The 19,933-nt window shown below is 34.9% G+C and carries 14 protein-coding genes; 11 read left to right on the plus strand and 3 right to left on the minus strand.

All coding sequences use genetic code 11. The features are described 5' to 3' along the window. The 9 genes from D0T53_RS06780 to D0T53_RS06820 form a co-directional block, all read left to right on the plus strand. Nucleotides 1-1,468, plus strand: a 1,468-nt coding sequence (locus tag D0T53_RS06780; RefSeq protein WP_304487042.1) for a T9SS type A sorting domain-containing protein, incomplete at its 5' end; no start/stop codon positions are given. A gap of 308 nt (nucleotides 1,469-1,776) precedes the next feature. Beyond that, entirely contained in the window at nucleotides 1,777-3,120 is a 1,344-nt protein-coding gene (locus tag D0T53_RS06785) for a T9SS type A sorting domain-containing protein (protein WP_163265664.1), read from the plus strand. A gap of 15 nt (nucleotides 3,121-3,135) precedes the next feature. After that, nucleotides 3,136-6,198: a family 43 glycosylhydrolase gene (locus tag D0T53_RS06790; RefSeq protein WP_163265666.1), complete on the plus strand. Its 3,063-nt coding sequence runs from the start codon at nucleotides 3,136-3,138 to the stop codon at nucleotides 6,196-6,198. A 682-nt stretch (nucleotides 6,199-6,880) separates the two neighbouring features. Continuing rightward, nucleotides 6,881-7,648, plus strand: coding sequence for a transcriptional regulator (locus D0T53_RS06795; RefSeq protein ID WP_163265668.1), 768 nt, complete (start codon nucleotides 6,881-6,883; stop codon nucleotides 7,646-7,648). Then, a complete protein-coding gene (locus D0T53_RS06800; protein ID WP_163265670.1) occupies nucleotides 7,641-8,594 on the plus strand; it encodes a nucleotidyl transferase AbiEii/AbiGii toxin family protein in 954 nt (317 codons plus the stop codon). Before D0T53_RS06795 ends, D0T53_RS06800 begins: the two co-directional genes overlap by 8 nt. Nucleotides 8,595-9,021: 427 nt before the next feature. After that, nucleotides 9,022-11,841, plus strand: coding sequence for a type I restriction endonuclease subunit R (locus D0T53_RS06805; RefSeq protein WP_163265855.1), 2,820 nt, complete (start codon nucleotides 9,022-9,024; stop codon nucleotides 11,839-11,841). Between the two features lie 6 nt (nucleotides 11,842-11,847). Next, nucleotides 11,848-12,765 carry a DUF5655 domain-containing protein gene (locus tag D0T53_RS06810; protein WP_163265672.1) on the plus strand — a complete coding sequence of 306 codons (918 nt, stop codon included), beginning with the start codon at nucleotides 11,848-11,850 and terminating at the stop codon, nucleotides 12,763-12,765. Then, nucleotides 12,762-14,306 (plus strand): type I restriction-modification system subunit M, encoded by a 1,545-nt coding sequence (locus D0T53_RS06815; RefSeq protein WP_163265674.1) that lies wholly within the window; start codon nucleotides 12,762-12,764, stop codon nucleotides 14,304-14,306. The genes D0T53_RS06810 and D0T53_RS06815 overlap by 4 nt, the downstream gene beginning before the upstream one ends. 53 nt (nucleotides 14,307-14,359) lie before the next feature. Further along, the gene (locus D0T53_RS06820; protein WP_163265676.1) at nucleotides 14,360-15,583 is read left to right on the plus strand and encodes a restriction endonuclease subunit S; all 1,224 of its coding nucleotides are present in this window, start codon (nucleotides 14,360-14,362) and stop codon (nucleotides 15,581-15,583) included. Here the strand turns inward: D0T53_RS06820 and D0T53_RS06825 are convergent. Beyond that, a complete protein-coding gene (locus D0T53_RS06825) occupies nucleotides 15,576-16,301 on the minus strand; it encodes a restriction endonuclease subunit S (RefSeq protein WP_255489393.1) in 726 nt (241 codons plus the stop codon). The two genes, D0T53_RS06820 and D0T53_RS06825, sit on opposite strands and share 8 nt — an antisense overlap. A gap of 1 nt (nucleotide 16,302) precedes the next feature. On the opposite strand from D0T53_RS06825, the gene D0T53_RS06830 reads away from it, so the two are divergent. Further along, entirely contained in the window at nucleotides 16,303-16,758 is a 456-nt protein-coding gene (locus tag D0T53_RS06830; RefSeq protein ID WP_370457788.1) for a restriction endonuclease subunit S, read from the plus strand. Here the strand turns inward: D0T53_RS06830 and D0T53_RS06835 are convergent. Then, entirely contained in the window at nucleotides 16,751-17,995 is a 1,245-nt protein-coding gene (locus tag D0T53_RS06835) for a restriction endonuclease subunit S (protein ID WP_163265678.1), read from the minus strand. The genes D0T53_RS06830 and D0T53_RS06835 overlap by 8 nt on opposite strands. An 81-nt stretch (nucleotides 17,996-18,076) precedes the next feature. Between D0T53_RS06835 and D0T53_RS06840 the strand changes: the two genes are divergently transcribed. Next, nucleotides 18,077-19,003: a site-specific integrase gene (locus D0T53_RS06840; protein ID WP_163265680.1), complete on the plus strand. Its 927-nt coding sequence runs from the start codon at nucleotides 18,077-18,079 to the stop codon at nucleotides 19,001-19,003. 89 nt (nucleotides 19,004-19,092) lie between these two features. Here the strand turns inward: D0T53_RS06840 and D0T53_RS06845 are convergent, their stop codons facing one another. After that, nucleotides 19,093-19,776, minus strand: coding sequence for a hypothetical protein (locus tag D0T53_RS06845; RefSeq protein WP_163265682.1), 684 nt, complete (start codon nucleotides 19,774-19,776; stop codon nucleotides 19,093-19,095). Nucleotides 19,777-19,933 lie beyond the last annotated feature (157 nt).

Below are 19,933 nucleotides of genomic sequence, written 5' to 3' on the forward strand. Positions count from 1 at the left end.
AGCAGATACTGTTCAGGTAAATGCAGGTATTGCCATTCCGGTAATCGATGGTACCGAAAGCGAAGTTACAGTAGTCAATGCAACAGCCGGCACAGACTACACTTATGCCAACGGCACACTTACTTTCTTCAAAACGGGTGAATATACCGTAACTATGACCAACAGCAAGGTGGTTGGCAAAGATGGTAGCAAAGCAGAGGTAAGAGTTACATATACGGTAACACCGCCTGCCGTAACCTTCACCTGGACGGGTAGTGCATCGAGCAAAAGTTTTAGTTTTAGGGCAACCTCTGGCACCGATAATGTGGTGGTAGACTGGGGCAACGGCACCCAATCGACATATAGTGGAGGCGGAGATGAAAGTCCTAAAGCAGCTTGGGTAACTTACGGCGACACCAAATCTTACACGGTTTCCATCAGTACCGTCAAAGGCTCAGAGCTGACTATGTTGTCTTGCTTTGATAATCAACTAAGTGCTTTGGATGTCACAAACAATCCGGCATTACGCTCTTTGTCTTGCTATAAAAATCAACTAAGTGCTTTGGATGTTACAAATAACCCGGCATTAAGCATTTTGTATTGCTTTAATAATCACCTAAGTGCTTTGGATGTTACAAATAACCCGGCATTAAGCATTTTGTATTGCTTTAATAATCAACTAAGTGCTTTGGATGTTACAAATAACCCGGCATTAACCGCTTTGTCTTGCGATAACAATCAACTAAGTGCTTTGGATGTTACAAACAATCCGGCATTAACCGCTTTGTATTGCGATAACAATCAACTAAGTGCTTTGGATGTCACAAACAATCCGGCATTAAGCTATTTGGATTGCTATAATAATCAACTAAGTGCTTTGGATGTTACAAATAACCCGGCATTAACCGCTTTGTCTTGCTTTTATAATCAATTGCCGTTAACAGCATTATATGCTGCTATAAGCAATGGAGCGCCTTATACCAATGCTCTTTCCATATCGCCTCAAACCTTGGCAGCAGATACTGTTCAGGTAAATGCAGGTATTGCCATTCCGGTAATCGATGGTACCGAAAGCGAAGTTACAGCAGTCAATGCAACAGCCGGCACAGACTACACTTATGCCAACGGCACACTTACTTTCCTCAACACGGGTGAGTATACCGTAATTATGACCAACAGCAAGGTGGTTGGCAAAAATGGCTACAAAGCAGAGGTAAGCGTTACATATACGGTGGAAGGCTTGCCGGTAGGTATTGGCAGCAACAATAGCGATGTGTTCTCGGTTTATCCAAATCCTGTTTCCGATGTGTTGTATATCAAAGCAGCCGATGTTCGGCAAGTCGACGTTTACAACGTGCAGGGTGTGGAGGTTATTTCGCTGTCGGGCAATATTCAAAAGCTGGATATGAGTAGCTTAACACCAAATAGTTATGTGGTTATTGTGCGCACAACCGACAGATTGTATCGGGCAATAGTGGTAAAAAAGTAAACGATCTTTATAAAACTATATACCAGAACGGGTATCTCTATCAATAGGGGTATCCGTTTTTTTGTGACTACATTGGTTACACATTACTGCTATATTGGTAAAAAACGCATTGGGTTGGAACATACATAGTCCGATTAATCTATAAAATGAGGTGTATTCGTAGATAAAACGTATATTTATGGCGGAGTATAGTGAAAATGCATCAAATTATCCAATTCATATCAGCCTAATTATAAAGATATAAATTATCTAATTTTAATGCTACACTTTGGAAAATATTAAATAACTAATTTTGAACGCTTTATCTTATGAAAAGAGACTTGTACCAATTGACCTTAATAATAATCTTTGTTATTGGAGGTGTTTTTAATTTATCGGCTCAAATATCAGATGAAACAAGCCCTGAGGAGTTGAAACTACCCAATGCTTATATTGTAAATCCGGGTAGTAGCATTAGCATTCCCATCATAAAAGCTTATGCAATATGGACACAAATAGAAAGTTTGTCCAATACAAATCCCGATTTATCTGGTAATATTACGGCAGAATTGCTCTGGCAGGATAATCAGTCGCTAATATCTTCGGTATCAATACAAGGAACGGCAAAAACCGCAAATATTAATATTGTAACAAACAGCAATAAGGGTAATGCGGTAATCGGACTGAAAATTGGAGGAATAATAAGATACAGTTGGCATATATGGGTAACTGACTACGACCCGAAAAACCAAAATATCAGATATGCGGCCGATGGCGAAGAGCTGTTTTTTATGTCTACAAACTTAGGAGCAACAACCGATTTGAACGATAATCCGGAATCTTTCGGATTGTTATATCAGTTCGGGCGTAAAGACCCATTCCCCGGAGCCGGTTCGATACTTGAAAATAACTACAGCAATATAGGACGCACAATATACGACATTGACAATAATGTATTGGATCAAGGTATAAAGTATGAAGATGTAATCGAAACCCATAATTTAGCCAACGCTATCCAAAATCCTTTAAGTTATTATGTTGGGAATGACGTAAACGGTAAGGACTGGTATAGTTCCAATCCTCTACATAATGATACATTATGGTGCGGAACAACCGGAGAAAAGGGTGTATTTGATCCGTCACCCGAAGGATGGCGTATACCTCCAGCACACAAAATGTATCCAAATTTATTAAATGAAGCAGAGCAAAATATATCGGGGTATTCAATGAGTGGCAGCAGGGATTTTACAAACGGATTGTTTTTTATGACCAGAGACTATGGAATGTATTGGTCGTCAACGGCAAACAATTCCTTAGCATATTACATGTTTCTTTCCGATCTTTTGGTACAGGCAAAAAGTTCCCATTATCGTTCAAATGGATACTCTATTCGTTGTATAAAGGACTTAAACTACGGAACCAATATTAGTAATGAAGTGCTAAACAAGTCTCAGTTAAACGTATTTACCGATAAAAATACTATAATAGCAAATGCTATTGACGAATCGTATTATGGATGCTTTGTGTCGGTTTATAACACTAGCGGAACCCTTGTTGCTAAAACCAAAATACTTGGTTCTCATGCTATCTTGGCAAGTAATGTAACGGCAGGACTTTATCTTATTAAGATAACAGGAAACAATAAATATACCACTAAAGTACTTGTAAAATAAAAAATACTATATAACATGAAGAAGTTATTATCACTAATCTATATCGCTGCATTTGTATTGAATCTCCCACTAGTGGCGCAGAACAACTTAAGCAATAATTTGATTTTACATTACGAGTTTAACGATCCATCGGGAAGCACAAAAGTAACCGACTCATCGCCTATGGCAAATCATGGGACAATAAAAGGATCGGGTGCTGCGGTTTCAAACGGACAGATAAGGCTTCCCGGAGGTAATGCCGGTTCGAATGCAGCCTATATACAATTACCAACAGGTATGTTCGACAATCAGAATACGTTGACTATCTCGGTTTGGTTGAAGAACGAAACCGGCTCAGGCAATTATGCTGCTATGTTTTTCGGAACAACACAAAGCCCGCCTCTTCAATACTGGTTACTAAACCCGGCAAATATGGACGGACGTTTTAAATCGGTTATAACAAACCATATACAAACAGGCTCGCCCTGGACCAGTGAGTACGGGTTTTCTCCAACCACGGCTTCACAAGGGATGAATGGTGTTATAACTAGTAACGAATGGGCGCTATACACAACTATTATTCAACCGGAGGTTATCAAGGCTTATTACAACGGAACGAAGATAGGAGAAGTTGCTATCAGCCGTACTGTCAGCGATTTTGGTAGTAATTTAGTAGCTTATATCGGACGATCGTCATATAACGACAAGTTTTATAAAGGATCTGTCAAGCGAGTAAAAGTATTCAAAACAGTTTTAACCGATTTTGACATAAAAGACGAATATTATTTAGGATTGGGCAACGAAGCACTCCTGAATGCCTTAGAAGAGGATAAAAATGCACTCAGCTTTCCTGCCGAAACCGATATGATGAACAATTTGGTATTACCTGCTATGGGTAGTAATGGTAGCCGTATACAATGGGCATCATCAGATATTGCTTTCATCAGCGAGGACGGACAAATAATGCGTGACAAAAAGCTTGATCGTGAAGTTGTATTGACTGCAACCCTTACATTGGCTGGTAAATCTGTAAAAAAATCGTTCCTTATCAACGTTTTGGCTGACACTCCCGAAAGACAGTTGGAGTATATAACCAGTAAATTTGACCTAGGAATATCTTATGTGACGGAAAATATTGTTTTGCCTTCTGTAACAGGCGAAGATTATGCTATATCGTGGGTTAGTAACAACAATTCTTTTCTTGATAATAATGGAATCGTTAATCGTCCGGCTGTGGGTAGCGGAAATCAACAAGTTACATTAACTGCTACAATATCGAAAGGAGGCCTCTCTTTAAGTAAAGACTTTGTGGTAACTGTGGCTGAAGACAGTTATGGATACTTAATGAGCTATATTATGTCAGGTGGAACCGAACGGACAAATAGTTTCTTTATAGCAAACAGTCAGGATGGTTCGGCTTATACATCGCTAAATAATAGTAAAGCTGTTGTATATCCTCTGGTTGGCACAAAGAAACTCCGTCAGCCTTGGTTATTCAGAAAGGCCGATGGCTCTTTTGGTATGATGGCAACAGATAACAATAGTAATGGAGTTATTATATACCATTCGCCCGACTTGATTAACTATGTAGATGAAACATATCTGTCACTAAATAATGAAAAGATAAATATCGTGATGTTCATGTGCGATTATAACAATGCTAAGCGCGCTTATTCTATCAGGTGGCAGGGCAGAAATGGTAAATACTATGAAACTACTACGAAAGATTTCAAAACAATAGAATCAACTGTCGAAATAGCTGCATTTTCGCGTCCTGCTACTTCAGGTACATATCCAAACAAAGCAATTGATCGTAGCGTAATTGCTCTTACTAAAGATGAATATGACAAAGTTGTAAGAAAATATGGAAAAATTACCAATACAGGAATCGCCGGCATAAATCCTATTACCATTCAAAACGGAGGTCAACTTGATTTGCCTGACAGAGTTACTGCAGAATACAACGATGGATCGACTAAACAATTAGGAGTTGAATGGAGTGAAGAAGATATAAATAATATCGATTTGGGTTCTCCCGGAGAATATACCATAAGCGGAATTGTTCAGCAACCCGATTATGCAAATCCATTAATCCGTCAACGTGCTGATCCGTGGATTACAAAAGGAGATGACGGTTATTACTACTTTACGGCATCGTACCCAATGGTCGGATCCAGCGATCCGGAAGGTTACGACCGTGTGATATTACGACGTGCAACTAGCATTGAAGGTTTAGCGACAGCCGAAGAAATAACAATCTGGGACGAAAAAAATTGTTCTTCATGTTTCCGTTATGTATGGGCTCCGGAAATTCATCAGATAAACGGAACTTGGTTCGTTTTCTTCACAACATCTATAAATAATGCTGCTTTCAACATTCGTCCGCGTGTTATAACTTGCAGTTTAGGAGAAAAAGACCCGTACAATCCGGCTTGTTGGGAAACTGTCGGACATCTGATGGAGCCGTCGAATGGAGATAACACTTCATTTAGAGACTTTTCGTTAGATATGACATATTTCGAGAATAAAGGAACTCATTATGTAATTTGGGCACAAGCAATAGGCTATTCTAGTTTAGCTATAGCATCAGTAAATGGAGCGCAACCTTGGAAAACAACAAGTGCTTACACGCTTTTAACTTCGCCCGAATATGCATGGGAATGGGAAGGCCCCTGGGTAAACGAAGGAGCGGCTGTTATAAAGCATAACGGAAAGATATATGTGGCTTTTTCGGCTTCGGCTGTTAATCATACATATTGTGTAGGCTTGATATATGCTGACGAAGATTCTGATTTGTTAGATATAAAGTCTTGGACTAAAGTGAGATATCCGTTGTTGTCGACAGAGGATTTACCAGAAGGTCAAAGTGGTCCGGGGCACAACTCTTTTACAACAGATAAATACGGAAATCCTGTTATTGTGTATCATGCCCGTAACCCGAAAGAAACAACAGATGGAGGATTATATGATCCGGGACGTCATGCTTTTGTGAAAAGTGTTAATTTTGCATTTGATGGAACTCCTATCTTTAATATGAAAAGAGAAGATGAATTAAATCCTGCAAATAAAAATATATCGATAAAAATAATTGTAGAGTAGTGTTTTTGTACTTACAACGCAAAAACTAGCCTATTTAGGACACGAGTGGTCGGAAGAAATTCCGATCACTTTTTTTATTTTTAGGTTTTGAAAAAAAAATATTAGGATCTTCTCAGATCTCCATAAAAAAGGGGTGGGGGAGATAATTTGTTAATTTTTATCTTTGGAAAAAAGGATATGGTTCGAAGATAGTTATAGTTTCCTTCAGGTTTATTAGATTGCTTACTATTTTGAAGGTTGAAGGCAGTAGTACGCAGATAAAGTTTTATTTGGGAGGAAAGAATAATCGAGATGATTACGGATCAAATTTTAGGACAGTATCAATTAAATAATTATTAATCGAACGCACTGTGTTCTTAAATATGTTACAAGGAAGTAGTAAATACAAAAAAAGCAGCTACATATTATTGTAACTGCTTGATTTTCTGTGGTGGGCGTTGACGGATTTTAAATATTCCATCTAACCCATATACTGTCAGTTATTTAACTATCGAAAAATGTATTCTACTCACTCGTTACTCACTCCGTTTTTGGAGTGATTTTTAAGAGAACTTTTCCTCTTTAAGTGATAGGACAAAGGTAGAAATAAATTTGTAGATTTCCTAATTACTATTTTGTTTTTAGCTCAATAATACATATTTTTATGTATCTTTGTGCGAGAAATAAAATCCAAGAAGAGGATATGAGTAAATATATCGAAGAATTCCATAAACTCAAAATCTTCCATAAAAAAGATATTGTTGTATTGACCGGTGACGAAAATGCAGCAAAAGAACTTTTGCGGAGGTATAAACAGCAAGGGCTAATATCACAAGTAAGGCGAGATCTCTACGTTGCAACGGATTTGGCTACAAAAACCAGTTCTGCTTCAAAGTACGAAATAGCCAGTCAAATAAACTCTTCTTCTTACCTATCCTACCATGCTGCATTAGAATATCATGGTCTGGCTCATCAGGTATTTTATGAAATGCAGGTTTCATCCAAAGAGAGGTTCAACAACTTTGAGTACGATGGGATTAGTTATATTTATTCGGAATCGAAATCAGATGCCGGAGTTATTATTCCTCCTGCCGATACATTAATCAGAGTAACCGATTTGGAACGCACTGTTTTAGATTGCATTAATCAAATAGACCGAAGTGGAGGACTGGAAGAAATGATAGAATGTTTTGCCCTTATCACTTATATTAACGAGCATAAACTACAAAACTATTTGAAGCAATTCAATAAACAGGTTCTTTATCAAAAGACAGGATTTGTTCTTGGCTACTTTCAAAAAGAAATGAAGTTAAGTGATGCTTTCTTTGATTTTTGTAAATCCAAGATTGGGAAAAGTATCCGTTATCTGACAGATCAACAGGAATCCAATGTGTATTTTAGTGAATGGAAGCTTTACGCTCCTAAAAACATTCTTTCATTTTTAGAACAAGGAGGAAACGTCAATGTATAATTATAGCAAAACTGATTTGGAGAGAATAGCTTCCGGTACAGATTTTATTCGGGATAATCTGGAAAAAGTATTCCGGCTTTGTGATATCTTGAAACACTTAAATGAAAATCCTTTATTTGCAGAACATTTGGCATTAAAAGGAGGAACTGCAATTAACCTGACAGTTTTTAATCTTCCACGCTTATCGGTTGATATCGATTTGGATTTTACCAAAGAGTGTTCACGGGAGAAAATGATGACAATCCGGGAGAATATCAATCAGGATTTTTTGAACTATATGTTTACACAAGGATATGCTTTGAGTCCTAATACCAAAAGTCCGCATTCTCTTGATTCATGGGTATTTTATTTCCAGAACGCAGGAGGGAATAAAGATAACCTGAAAGTAGAGATAAACTATTCTTTGCGAAATCATATCTTGCCAATAGTTGAAAAGAAAGTGAATATAGACTTTCTACAATTTGACTCTGAAGTAAAAACACTCTCTACCCTTGAACTATTTGGGAGTAAAATTAAAGCTCTTATTGAGCGGACAGCTCCCCGGGACTTGTATGATATTCACAATATGTTGAAATATAACATCATCCATCCTGATGAGATGAACAAACTCCGCAAAATTATATTATTCTATCTTGCTGTAGGAGGAAGTGATAAACCTTCAAACAGTTATAGTCTTGAAAGTATTGATAACTTGAAATTTGCACAAATCAGGAGTTCTTTACTTCCTGTCCTTAGGAAAAGCGAACGATTTGACTTTGAATCAGCCAAAGTAGAAGTGAAAGAGTTTCTTATGAAACTGATAGTATTTACCGAAGATGAAAAGTCATTTATTGAAAACTTTAACGGCAATATTTATCGACCGGAATTATTGTTTGAAGATATCGAAATTGTAGAGCGGATCAAAGATCATCCAATGGCAGTTTGGAAGATGAGGAATAACAAATAACAAGATTTACATGTCCGAATTATATGTGATTTTTTCGGACAAACCACGTGAATTTTTGAACATTTTTGGAGATAATCCAAAAATACCGCCATTTTCTTGGAGTGTAATCCAAATTTATTGTTAAAATTCATATCTACTTTCTTTTCGGAGCACGTTTCCCGACTAACAGTCCAATATCTTGTAGTTTTCTTCGCAAACGAGCTAGCTTTATGAAAGCTATCGGAGATAAATGAGAAAATAGATAGGCATGTAAAGGTGTAAAAAATACCTGCTTTGGAACAAGAACAAAGTAGAAGCTTACCTTGCTTTACTTATTCCTGCTATAATAGTTGTAAAAGAGGGATTTAGCTCACATATTAATCCTCAATGTAATAGATTTAAGATTAAAATGGTATCTTTGGCGATTAGAAATAGAACAGCTCTTCAAATGGTAACGCAAAGTGAACAAATATTAGAAAACGGTTTGATAAAAACCTTACAAGATAATGGATATGAGTATATTCAGATAAAAGAAGAAGAAAACTTATATACCAACTTCAAAACTCAACTCGAAAAACATAATAAAAAACAATTAATATTACATAATAGAGAACGGTTTACTGAAAAAGAATTTGAAAAGATACTTATTTACTTAGAGGGTGGAACCCGTTTTGAGAAAGCCAAAAAACTTCGCGATTTATACCCTCTTGAGTTGGAGGGAGGAGAGCGCATCTGGGTTGAGTTTCTTAACAAGAGCAAATGGTGTCAAAATGAGTTTCAGGTTTCCAATCAAATCACGATTGAAGGACGAAAGACTTGCCGATACGATGTTACAATCCTTATTAATGGTCTACCTCTTGTACAGATAGAACTCAAGAAAAGAGGTGTTGAGTTGAGAAAAGCATATGACCAAATACAACGTTACCACAAAACCTCTTTCAGCGGGCTGTTCGATTATATACAACTATTTGTAATTTCTAATGGGGTTAATACTCGTTACTTTGCTAACAATCCGAATAGCGGTTTTAAATTTACATTCAACTGGACTGATGCAGAAAATAGACCCTTCAATGATTTAAGTATGTTTGCTAACTTCTTCTTGGAAAGATGTAATCTTGGAAAGATGATAAGCAAATACATTGTTCTACACGAAGGGGATAAATGCCTGATGATACTCCGTCCCTATCAATTTTATGCAGTAGAAAGAATTTTGGATAAAGTTCAGAATTCTAACAACAATGGATATATTTGGCATACAACAGGAGCGGGCAAAACATTAACTTCTTTCAAAGCAGCCCAATTAGCATCAGAAATCGATGGCATAGATAAAGTCCTTTTTGTTGTAGATCGTAGAGATTTAGATACTCAAACTCAAGCAGAGTATGAAGCCTTTGAACCAGGAGCAGTAGATAGCACTGATAATACACTTGAATTAATTAAACGTTTGAGTGGAAGTTCTAAAATTATTATTACTACTATCCAAAAACTAAATACAGCCATAACCAGAGATTATTACAACAAGCATTTACAAGAGGTTAGTGATCAGAAGGTTGTGATGATTTTTGATGAATGTCATCGTAGTCATTTCGGTGATAGCCATCGAAATATCGTTCGCTTCTTTAAGAATTTGCAGATATTCGGATTCACAGGTACACCCATCTTTGTCGAAAATGCCAAACAGGAGATAACAACTAAAGAGGTTTTTGGAGAATGTTTACATAAATATTTAATAAAAGACGCAATCGCTGATGAAAATGTTTTAGGCTTTCTCGTTGAGTATTATAAAGGAAATGACGAACAGGTTGTTGATTACGCAAATGAAGTACGGATGAAAGAAATAGCTAAATTCATTCTTGCTAATTTTAATAAATCAACATTTGATGGTGAATATAATGCTCTATTTGCAACACAGTCAATATCAATGTTATTACAATACTACAAAATATTTAAAGAATTAAACTCCAAAATCAAGATAGGAGCAATATTTACTTATGCGGCAAATGGTAATCAGGATGATGAACAGACCGGAATGAATCAAGGATTTGCATCCGAAACTGTAGAAGCTGACGAGTTACAGCGTATTATGAATGATTACAATCAAATGTTTGGGACAGCTTATTCGACTGAAAACTTTAGGGCTTATTCTGATGATATTAATTTGCGGATGAAAAAGAAGAAAGCGGATATGCCGCCTTTAGATTTGTTGTTAGTGGTTAATATGTTTCTTACTGGTTTTGATGCAAAAAAATTAAACACGCTTTATATTGATAAAAATTTAGAATATCATGGACTTCTCCAAGCATTTAGTCGCACAAATCGTATACTTAATGAAAAGAAACGTTTTGGGAAAATAGTCTGTTTTCGTGATTTAAAAAACAATGTAGATACAGCTATAAAACTTTTTAGCAATGATAATCCTATCGAAGATATCATCAGACCACCTTTTGAACAAGTTAAGAAGGAATTCAATGAATTACTTCTAGATTTCAAAGAGAAATATCCTAATATAAACTCGATTGATGGACTGAAAAGTGAATATGACAAGCGGGATTTCGTATTAGCTTTTCGAGAAATTATAAAGAAAAGAGCAGAAATACAGCTTTATGAAGAATTCGACAAAGACAATACGGAGCTTGTTATGCAGGAGCAAGAATTCGAAGACTTTCGAAGTAAATATTTGGATATTGCCGTTGGAAATATAAATATCACCGATACAAATATTGCAGCAGAGCCAGAGATTCCTTACGGAGATGATAGAACACTTGACGATATAGATTTTTGTTTGGAATTACTTCACAGCGATATAATCAATGTGGCTTACATTTTGGAACTTATTGCGGACTTGAATCCTTCCGCTGATGATTATCAGGAAAAACGTCAACAAATCATTGATACAATGATAAAAGATGCGGTAATGCGGAATAAAGCAAAACTGATCGATGGTTTTATCCGTCAAAATATAGATGACAATAAAAATGGATTCGAAAAGTCTAAGGCTGATGGTTCTATCGATCTTGAAAGTAGACTAAACGAATACATGAATAAAGCAAGGGAAGAAGCCGTAGAGTATCTTTCTGATGAAGAGGATATAGATAAGGAAGCATTAATTCAATTCTTACAGGAATATGATTACCTACAGCGAGAAAAACCTGAAATCATTCAAGAAGCAATCAAAAAGAAAAAAGTAAAATTAAAAGAACGTAAAACGATTCAATCTCGTATATTAAGAAAGTTACGAGAAATTATTAATTTGTTTAATTGGGAATAAGCATATATGAGTATATTCAGATTAGTAGGGCAATTTGATATTGTTAAAGAGCTCCCTTTCAGATTTGAAAAGGATATCCAAACATTAGTCGAAAAAAATGTGGATATATTATTGCATTTGGAGTTCATTCGTTCAGAATTTTCTCTGAATAATTTTAGGATTGACACTTTAGCTTTTGATATAGAAACGAAATCATTTGTTATTATAGAGTATAAGCGAGACAAGAATTTTAGTGTTATAGATCAAGGATATGCATATTTGTCTCTAATGCTTAACAATAAAGCTGATTTTATTCTTGAATTTAATGAATCTAGACAAACGACATTAAAGCGTTCAGATGTGGATTGGTCTCAATCAAGGGTGATTTTTATTTCTCCTCAGTTCACAAATTACCAAAGAGAAGCTATCAACTTTAAAGATTTGCCTATTGAATTATGGGAGATAAAAAGATTTGAGAATGAGACTATTTCCTTTGAACAAATTCAAAAGTTTTCTGCAAAAGAAAGTATTAAGACTATTTCTCGAAGTGATAAAACAGTAGAAGAAGTAAATAAAGAAATAAAAGTATATACAGAACAAGATCATTTACTAAAAGTTGATTTCGAAACCAGAGAATTGTATGAAAATGTAAAAGAACGACTAATGTCATTGGCTGATAATATCACAATGCAACCCAAAAAACAAACAATTGATTTTCGAATTGCCAACAATATTTTTTGTGATATTATTTTACAAAACAAGAAATTGAAAATATATGTAAATCTTAAAAGTGGTGATTTACAAGATCAAAAAGAAATAGCTCGAGATGTATCAAATGTAGGCCATTGGGGAAATGGCTCCTATGAAATTAAACTTACAGATTTAGATGATATTGATTACATCATTAGTTTATTGAAACAATCTTTAAGAAAAAACAGAAAATGAGTGAAGAATTACAACAGAAACTGCGTGCTCAACTATGGGCAGTCGCAAATACATTGAGAGGGAATATGTCGGCAAGTGACTTTATGTATTTTTCGTTAGGTTTTATTTTTTATAAATATCTTTCGGAAAAAATAGAGTTATATGTAAATGACGAATTAAAAGAAGATGGTTGTACTTTTCAAGAAGCTTGGGCAGGCAATGATGTTGAGCTAAAAAATGATATAAAAGAAATTTGCATCGAAAATCTAGGTTATTTTATACAGCCGGAATATCTTTTTTCTACAATTATAGGAATGGTTGAGAAAAAAGAGAATATTCTTCCTGCTCTCGAACGATCCTTGAAACGCATAGAGGATAGTACTACCGGACAAGAAAGCGAGGATGATTTCGGAGGTCTTTTTTCCGATATAGACTTGGCTTCTCCCAAACTGGGAAGGACTGCTGACGACAAAAATAAATTGGTCAGTGATGTGCTTATTGCATTGAATGGAATAGATTTCGGTCTTGAAGAGGCGGAAGAAATTGATATTCTTGGTGATGCTTACGAATATATGATTTCTCAATTCGCGGCCGGAGCAGGAAAAAAGGCGGGAGAATTCTATACGCCTCAGGAGGTTAGCCAGATATTAGCTGAAATTGTAACTACTGGAAAAACACGATTGAAAGATGTATATGATCCAACCTGTGGCAGTGGCTCTCTTCTGCTCCGCACAGCTAAAAGTGGAAAAGCAGATGTGATATACGGGCAAGAAAAGAATCCGACAACTTTCAATCTTTGTCGCATGAATATGCTTTTACATGGAGTAAAATACAACGATTTTGACATTCAAAATGGAGACACATTAGAAGCTGATGATTTCGGAGAAAAGCAATTTGATGCAGTTGTGGCAAATCCTCCTTTTTCTGCCACGTGGAGTGCTGCAAGCAAGTTTAATAACGACGATCGTTTCAGTTCTGCCGGAGTACTTGCTCCAAAATCGAAGGCTGATTATGCTTTTATTCTGCACATGATTTATCATTTGAATGAAAGTGGAACTATGGCTTGTGTAGCTCCACATGGGGTATTATTCAGAGGCAGTTCGGAAGGAAAGATTCGTCAATTTCTGATTGAAAAGAAAAACTTTATTGATGCCATAATTGGTCTACCGGCAAATATCTTCTATGGAACAAGTATTCCCACCTGTATCTTGGTCATTAAGAAATGTCGTAAAGAAGATGACAATATTCTTTTTATTGATGCCAGCAAAGACTTTGAGAAAATAAAAACTCAAAACAAACTTCGCCTGGAACATATCAATAAAATTATCGAAACTTACCGTAATCGTACAGAGATAGAGAAATACAGCCATTGTGCAACTTTGCAAGAAATTCGAGACAACGATTTCAATCTGAACATTCCTCGTTATGTAGATACTTTCGAGGAGGAAGAAGAAATTGATATTCACGCAGTAATGGCTGAAATCAAGGAACTTGAAGCCAAGAGAGCTGAGTTAGATAAAGAAATCGAAGTGTATTTGAAAGAATTGGGACTCGTCCTTTAATTTTTTCTATCTGAAATCCTTAATGTTTATAGCTAAGAAAATAAATGAGTGCAATGAAGCAAGATAGAAAAGAAAAAGGCAATGTTCCAAATTTGAGATTTCCGGAGTTTGAGGGAGAGTGGGAGGAATATAAACTTTCGGATATTGCTCAAAAAATAACAACAAAGAACAAAAATGGTAGAATTAATAATGTTATTAGCAACTCTGCTCAGCACGGCCTTATTCCTCAATTGGATTTTTTTGACAAAGAGATAGCTAATGATGACAATACTGGAGGATATTATATAATTGAAAATGGAGATTATGTATATAATCCGAGAAAATCGGTAACAGCTCCATATGGTCCTGTAAATATTTATAATGGGGACAATTTAGGTATTGTCTCTCCACTATACCTTTGTTTTAAGGTCAAAAATATTAATAAAAGTTTTTTGTTTTATTTCTTTAAAAGCTCCTTCTGGCATAGATTTATGTATTTGAATGGAGATAGTGGTGCTAGATATGATAGAGTAAGTATAAAAGATGAAACATTTTTTAAGCTACCTATACATTGTCCAGAAAGAGAAGAACAGGAAAAAATAGCCCAATTTTTATCTTTGCTTGACCAGCGTATTGAAACTCAAAGCAAAATAATTGAGGACTTAAAAAAACTAAAGACTGCACTTGTGGATGTACTGTATAACTTCCATAATAGAAAGTCTTTCTTACGGTTCCCTGAATTTTCAGATTGTTGGCAACAATATACATATGGAGATTTATTTCATGTAAGTACTGCAAGAAATATAGATCAATCTATAAATCTTATTTTATCTGCAAGTCAAACACGAGGGATGATTGAACGTGATAAAATAGATATTGATATAAAATTTGAACAAGCTTCGACTCGAACATACAAAATTGTTCAGTCTGGTAATTATATTATTCATTTGCGCTCATTTCAAGGAGGCTTTGCTTTTTCCGAAAAAGAAGGCATCTGTAGTCCAGCGTATACGGTTTTAAAACCAACTCATTTATTGAAATATGCCTTTATGAAAGATTATTTTATATCCAGTCGATTTATAAAAACACTAAAATTAGTCACATATGGTATTAGAGATGGACGATCGATAAATGTTGAGGAATTTTTAAAATTACCTATAGCAATTCCGTCTTTGGAAGAGCAATCAAAAATCGATGAGATACTGATTGCCCTTGAAGATAAAATTTTCAATGAATATAAGCTATATATTTCATTTATAAAACAAAAACAGTGCTTACTTAAAAATATGTTTATATAAACAAATATCTTAAAAGATAATATTTTTGTTGTAAATATTTTTGCTGCAAGTTAGTCTCAATATCAATCCGTCTATCTATTTCTGAAAGAAAATTTCCAATTTTCTTCTGTTCATTTAAATTTGGAATAGAGATTTTAATACGGGAAAAATTGGGATAAAAAAGATACACTCTAACCCCTCCTTCACCATATACATCATAATAGAAATTTACTCTTTTAGATTTCAAAAGATATGAAGCCCAACTAGAATCGATACTATCTTTCAATTTAAAGCATACATAAAGAGAACTGATCATACAAGGGAAATCCCCATTGTATTGTGCAATTGAGCCTACATTTATTCTGGCTGGGTTATAAGCAAATTCTCCTGATTCTATAATTTTATAAGAGCCTATATCTTCACCTATCATTTCACGATCTCCAAATTTTTCAGATTGAACAACAAATCCTTGATCATTTGTAACAGAGTACATTGGAAAAACCTTTTTCTCCTTATTGCGGCGATTGAAATTATTGGTAATATTCCCCAGTGTTGTTTTTAGATGCTTTTCTCCAAATTCAGAAAATCTTATGAGAGTTTTTCCTTCATCGAGGAAATTATATAATCCATCCACAAGTGCAGTCAAAGGAGATGCATAATCCTTAATTAAAGGGATTAGACAGATTCTCTTTAAAGAAACAACGACCTGGAAAAGCTGTAAGATTGGAGATATTCTCAAAATAGGAAGTGGTAAAGATTACAAGCATCTGAAAAACGGGAATACTCCTGTTTATGGCACAGGTGGATATATGCTATCTGTCAATGACTATCTATATGATGGTGAAAGTGTTTGTATTGGAAGAAAAGGTACGATTGATAGACCTATTTTTCTAAATGGGAAATTTTGGACAGTTGATACTTTGTTTTACACATATAATTTTCAAGGACTATTGCCTCGTTTCTGTTATTATCTCTTTAGTTCAATAAATTGGTTACAGTATAATGAAGCTTCTGGAGTCCCAAGCCTATCAAAGGAAACCATCGAAAACATACAAATTCATTTACCTAATATGTGTGAACAAGAAAGAATCTGTTCTATTCTTGATACAATTAATCGCAAATTAGAGACCGAAAACAAGGCACTTTCAGCATATCAATTGCAGAAGAAATATATTTTGAACAAAATTTTCATATAAACATCTGTCGCAGAAAATATAGCTTTTGTTTCTCAAAGACACAAAGGGTAGCTTTTTCATTTTCTAGTCTCATACATAATATATTAAGAAATGAAGCAATTCTGTTTTGCTCCTCATATGAAGGGATATAATGCATTGTGTTGAAATAAGCATCAATAGAGATATTCAAAAGACCATGGTTCCGCGCACCTTCTCCTGCTATTTCAGAAATAGCTTGATACCATTTATTGGATTCAAAATAATGTACTAAATAATCAGAGTTGACATTATCCAGTGGTTTAAAACAAATATATAAAGTTGATAATGCCCCCTTTTCATGTGAGTCAAGTCGCTTCACAGCTCCCCAAGGATAATCCTTTGAATAACTTTTATTATATGCAAATTCACCATTATATAAAAGGTAATAGTTCGACATATCGTTGCTTGCAACCTGTTTGTTGAAAAAAGAAATCTGATCTACTAAACCATATTGAGCAGCAATTGTTAATGCTCGTTGAGTTTCATTATCTTTATTCTTGCGAGTTACTCGCGATGTAAATTCTTTTAGTGTGCTTTTTCTCCAACTTTCTAAATATTCCGGGAATCGCAAAGCGGGTTTACTTTTTCTATTACAAAATAAAAGATTATCAAGCCCTTTAATTAAGGATTCTAGTTTCTCAATTATTTTGTTTTGAGTCTCGATACGCTCATCAATGAGGAGTAGCAAGTGAGCTATTTTTGCCTGTTCTTCTTTAGAAGGGATGCCAATATAAAGTTCATCAAAGTTTTTAGAATTTATTGAATAAATTTTGGTTCCTTGTGCCAATCGTCTTACTTGATTACGAAAAGGAATTGAAGAAAAAGCATAGCCTTTAAACCCTTTTATAGTTAAGTGTTTCTTATCTCTACCATGAATAGTATGCAAGCCACATACTATACACTTATTATTGCAATTTAAAAACTCAATAGCTTTAGCAACATCATTAGTATCTTCAGAAGCATCAGCGAAGGCTACATCTCCATCTTTACAAATAGTATATTTATTCGGAATAAATTCATCTTTAATATTTGGTAAGGTACATTTATCTAATTCAATTTGAGTTGGAAGCCCTTTATGTATTAGTCCATAGTGGAGATTATGAATATTATCAGTCTCAAATTCTAACTGTTCCCATGACAAAGAATTAGTTGGGAAGAATTCTAATATATCTGAGACTTTATATTCTTTCCACTCTCCTGTAAACTCCGGAAATCTCAAATTTGGAACATTGAGGATATTTGGTACTTAAAGTCTTTCTGTGTATATTCTTTTGAGTAATAATATTAAAATCAGAAGAATATGACAGGAAAAGTAGAAGTTAGTAAGGTAATCGACCTGTGGAAAAATGACAAAAAGCAGTATGTGAAAAAATCAAGTTATTCAGCGTATATGCTTTTAATAGAAAACCACCTGTTACCAAGCTTTGGGAGTCGATTTAGCGTTCAAGAGTCCGACGTTCAAGAATTTGTGTTCAAAAAGTTGGAAGAGGGATTAAGTCAGAAAACTATCAAGGATATCTTGATTGTCTTGAAAATGATATTGAAATTTGGGGTGAAGAATAAACTGCTTGAATATCAACAATTCGACATCCAATTTCCAACAGAAAGAGAAAAGTCTGAAATTGAGGTTCTAAGTAAAAACAATCAGAAAAAAATCATGAATTATGTTCAAGAACATTTTACATTCAAAAACTTAGGAATTTACATTTGCTTGAGTGCCGGTATTCGAATCGGAGAGATTTGTGCTTTGACATGGGATGATATAGATACTGAAACCGGTATTATCAATATCAGAAAGACAATCCAACGGATTTATGTTATAGAAGATAATGATAGACGAACTGAACTTATCCTTGACTCTCCCAAAACAAAGAATTCTATCCGAGATATTCCGATGAGTAGAGATTTACTGAAAATGCTAAAGCCAATTAAGAAAGTGGTAAATAGTTCATTTTATCTATTAACCAATGATTTCAAGCCCACAGAACCCCGCACCTATAGAAACTACTACAAGAAACTGATGAAAGAGTTAGATATGCCAGAACTGAAATTTCATGGACTACGTCATAGCTTTGCCACGAGGTGCATTGAAAGTAAATGTGATTATAAAACGGTTAGTGTCATTTTAGGGCATTCCAATATTAGTACTACTCTTAACTTATACGTCCATCCAAACATGGAGCAAAAGAAAAAATGTATAGATCAAATGTTTAAAGCATTAAGATAAACTGACTGACCTCAAGACTAGAAGTATTTCTTCAAAACGGCTTGAGGTCAGCAAACTAATACTTAAGCTAAAAGATAATCTTATTTCCCTTACTCCCTAATAAATTTCATGAAATCAAAATTGTCGGTTCCATTGCCTAGTATAGCTTGTCTATTATCTTCAATCCTATTCAAAATAGCCATTGCCCGTTCCTCAGCACCATGAATCTGTTTGGTGAATTGGTTGTAAATATCAGTTCCCTCAATTTTTGGAATGATATAACCAATCTGTGTTTCCTCTTCTTTTGTAATCGGTTTACCTTGAAGCGTTTTAACCACCAATTCAAATTCATCAATACTTGTTCCTGTACTGAATTGCGAGCGTTCCTTTTCCGTCAGAATAGGAATACTTTCTTCATCTATAGTGTCCGGATCGATGTCGGAAAGTTCTTCTACTTCCAACGGGATAGACATAAACGGTTTGTTCTCTTCTATCATCTTAGATTGTTGCAACACTAGTTCTTTCAGTTCTGCTATTTCCTTTTTCAAAAGGTCATCCTGTTTTATTGGCTCTTCTTGTTTAGGTTCTCTTTCATCGGATAGTTTGAATTTTGACTTTCCGATAATATCCGGTATCTGGTTTGGCTTTGAGGATTGTTGATTTTCATCCGCATCTCTCTTTCTTGATTGATATTTCTTATCAAACCAGTCTTTGAAGATATTCCAAAGATTCAGGCATGCCATAAAAAAGCAAGCTGTTGCGAGTAGTATTGCTTTTATCTTTTCCGTTTCCATATTTATAGGTTGATTATTCGGATAATTTCCTCAACTAGTAAATTGTATAAAATAATTGAAAAGTATACCACCAGTTAAGTAAAATCTAAGAGAGCATATAATAAAGCTCTGTATTTTACTAACAAATATTAACATTATAAATTCCTTTGTGTATTAA

The organism is Dysgonomonas sp. 216 (assembly GCF_010501065.1).
Lineage (GTDB): Bacteria > Bacteroidota > Bacteroidia > Bacteroidales > Dysgonomonadaceae > QVMM01.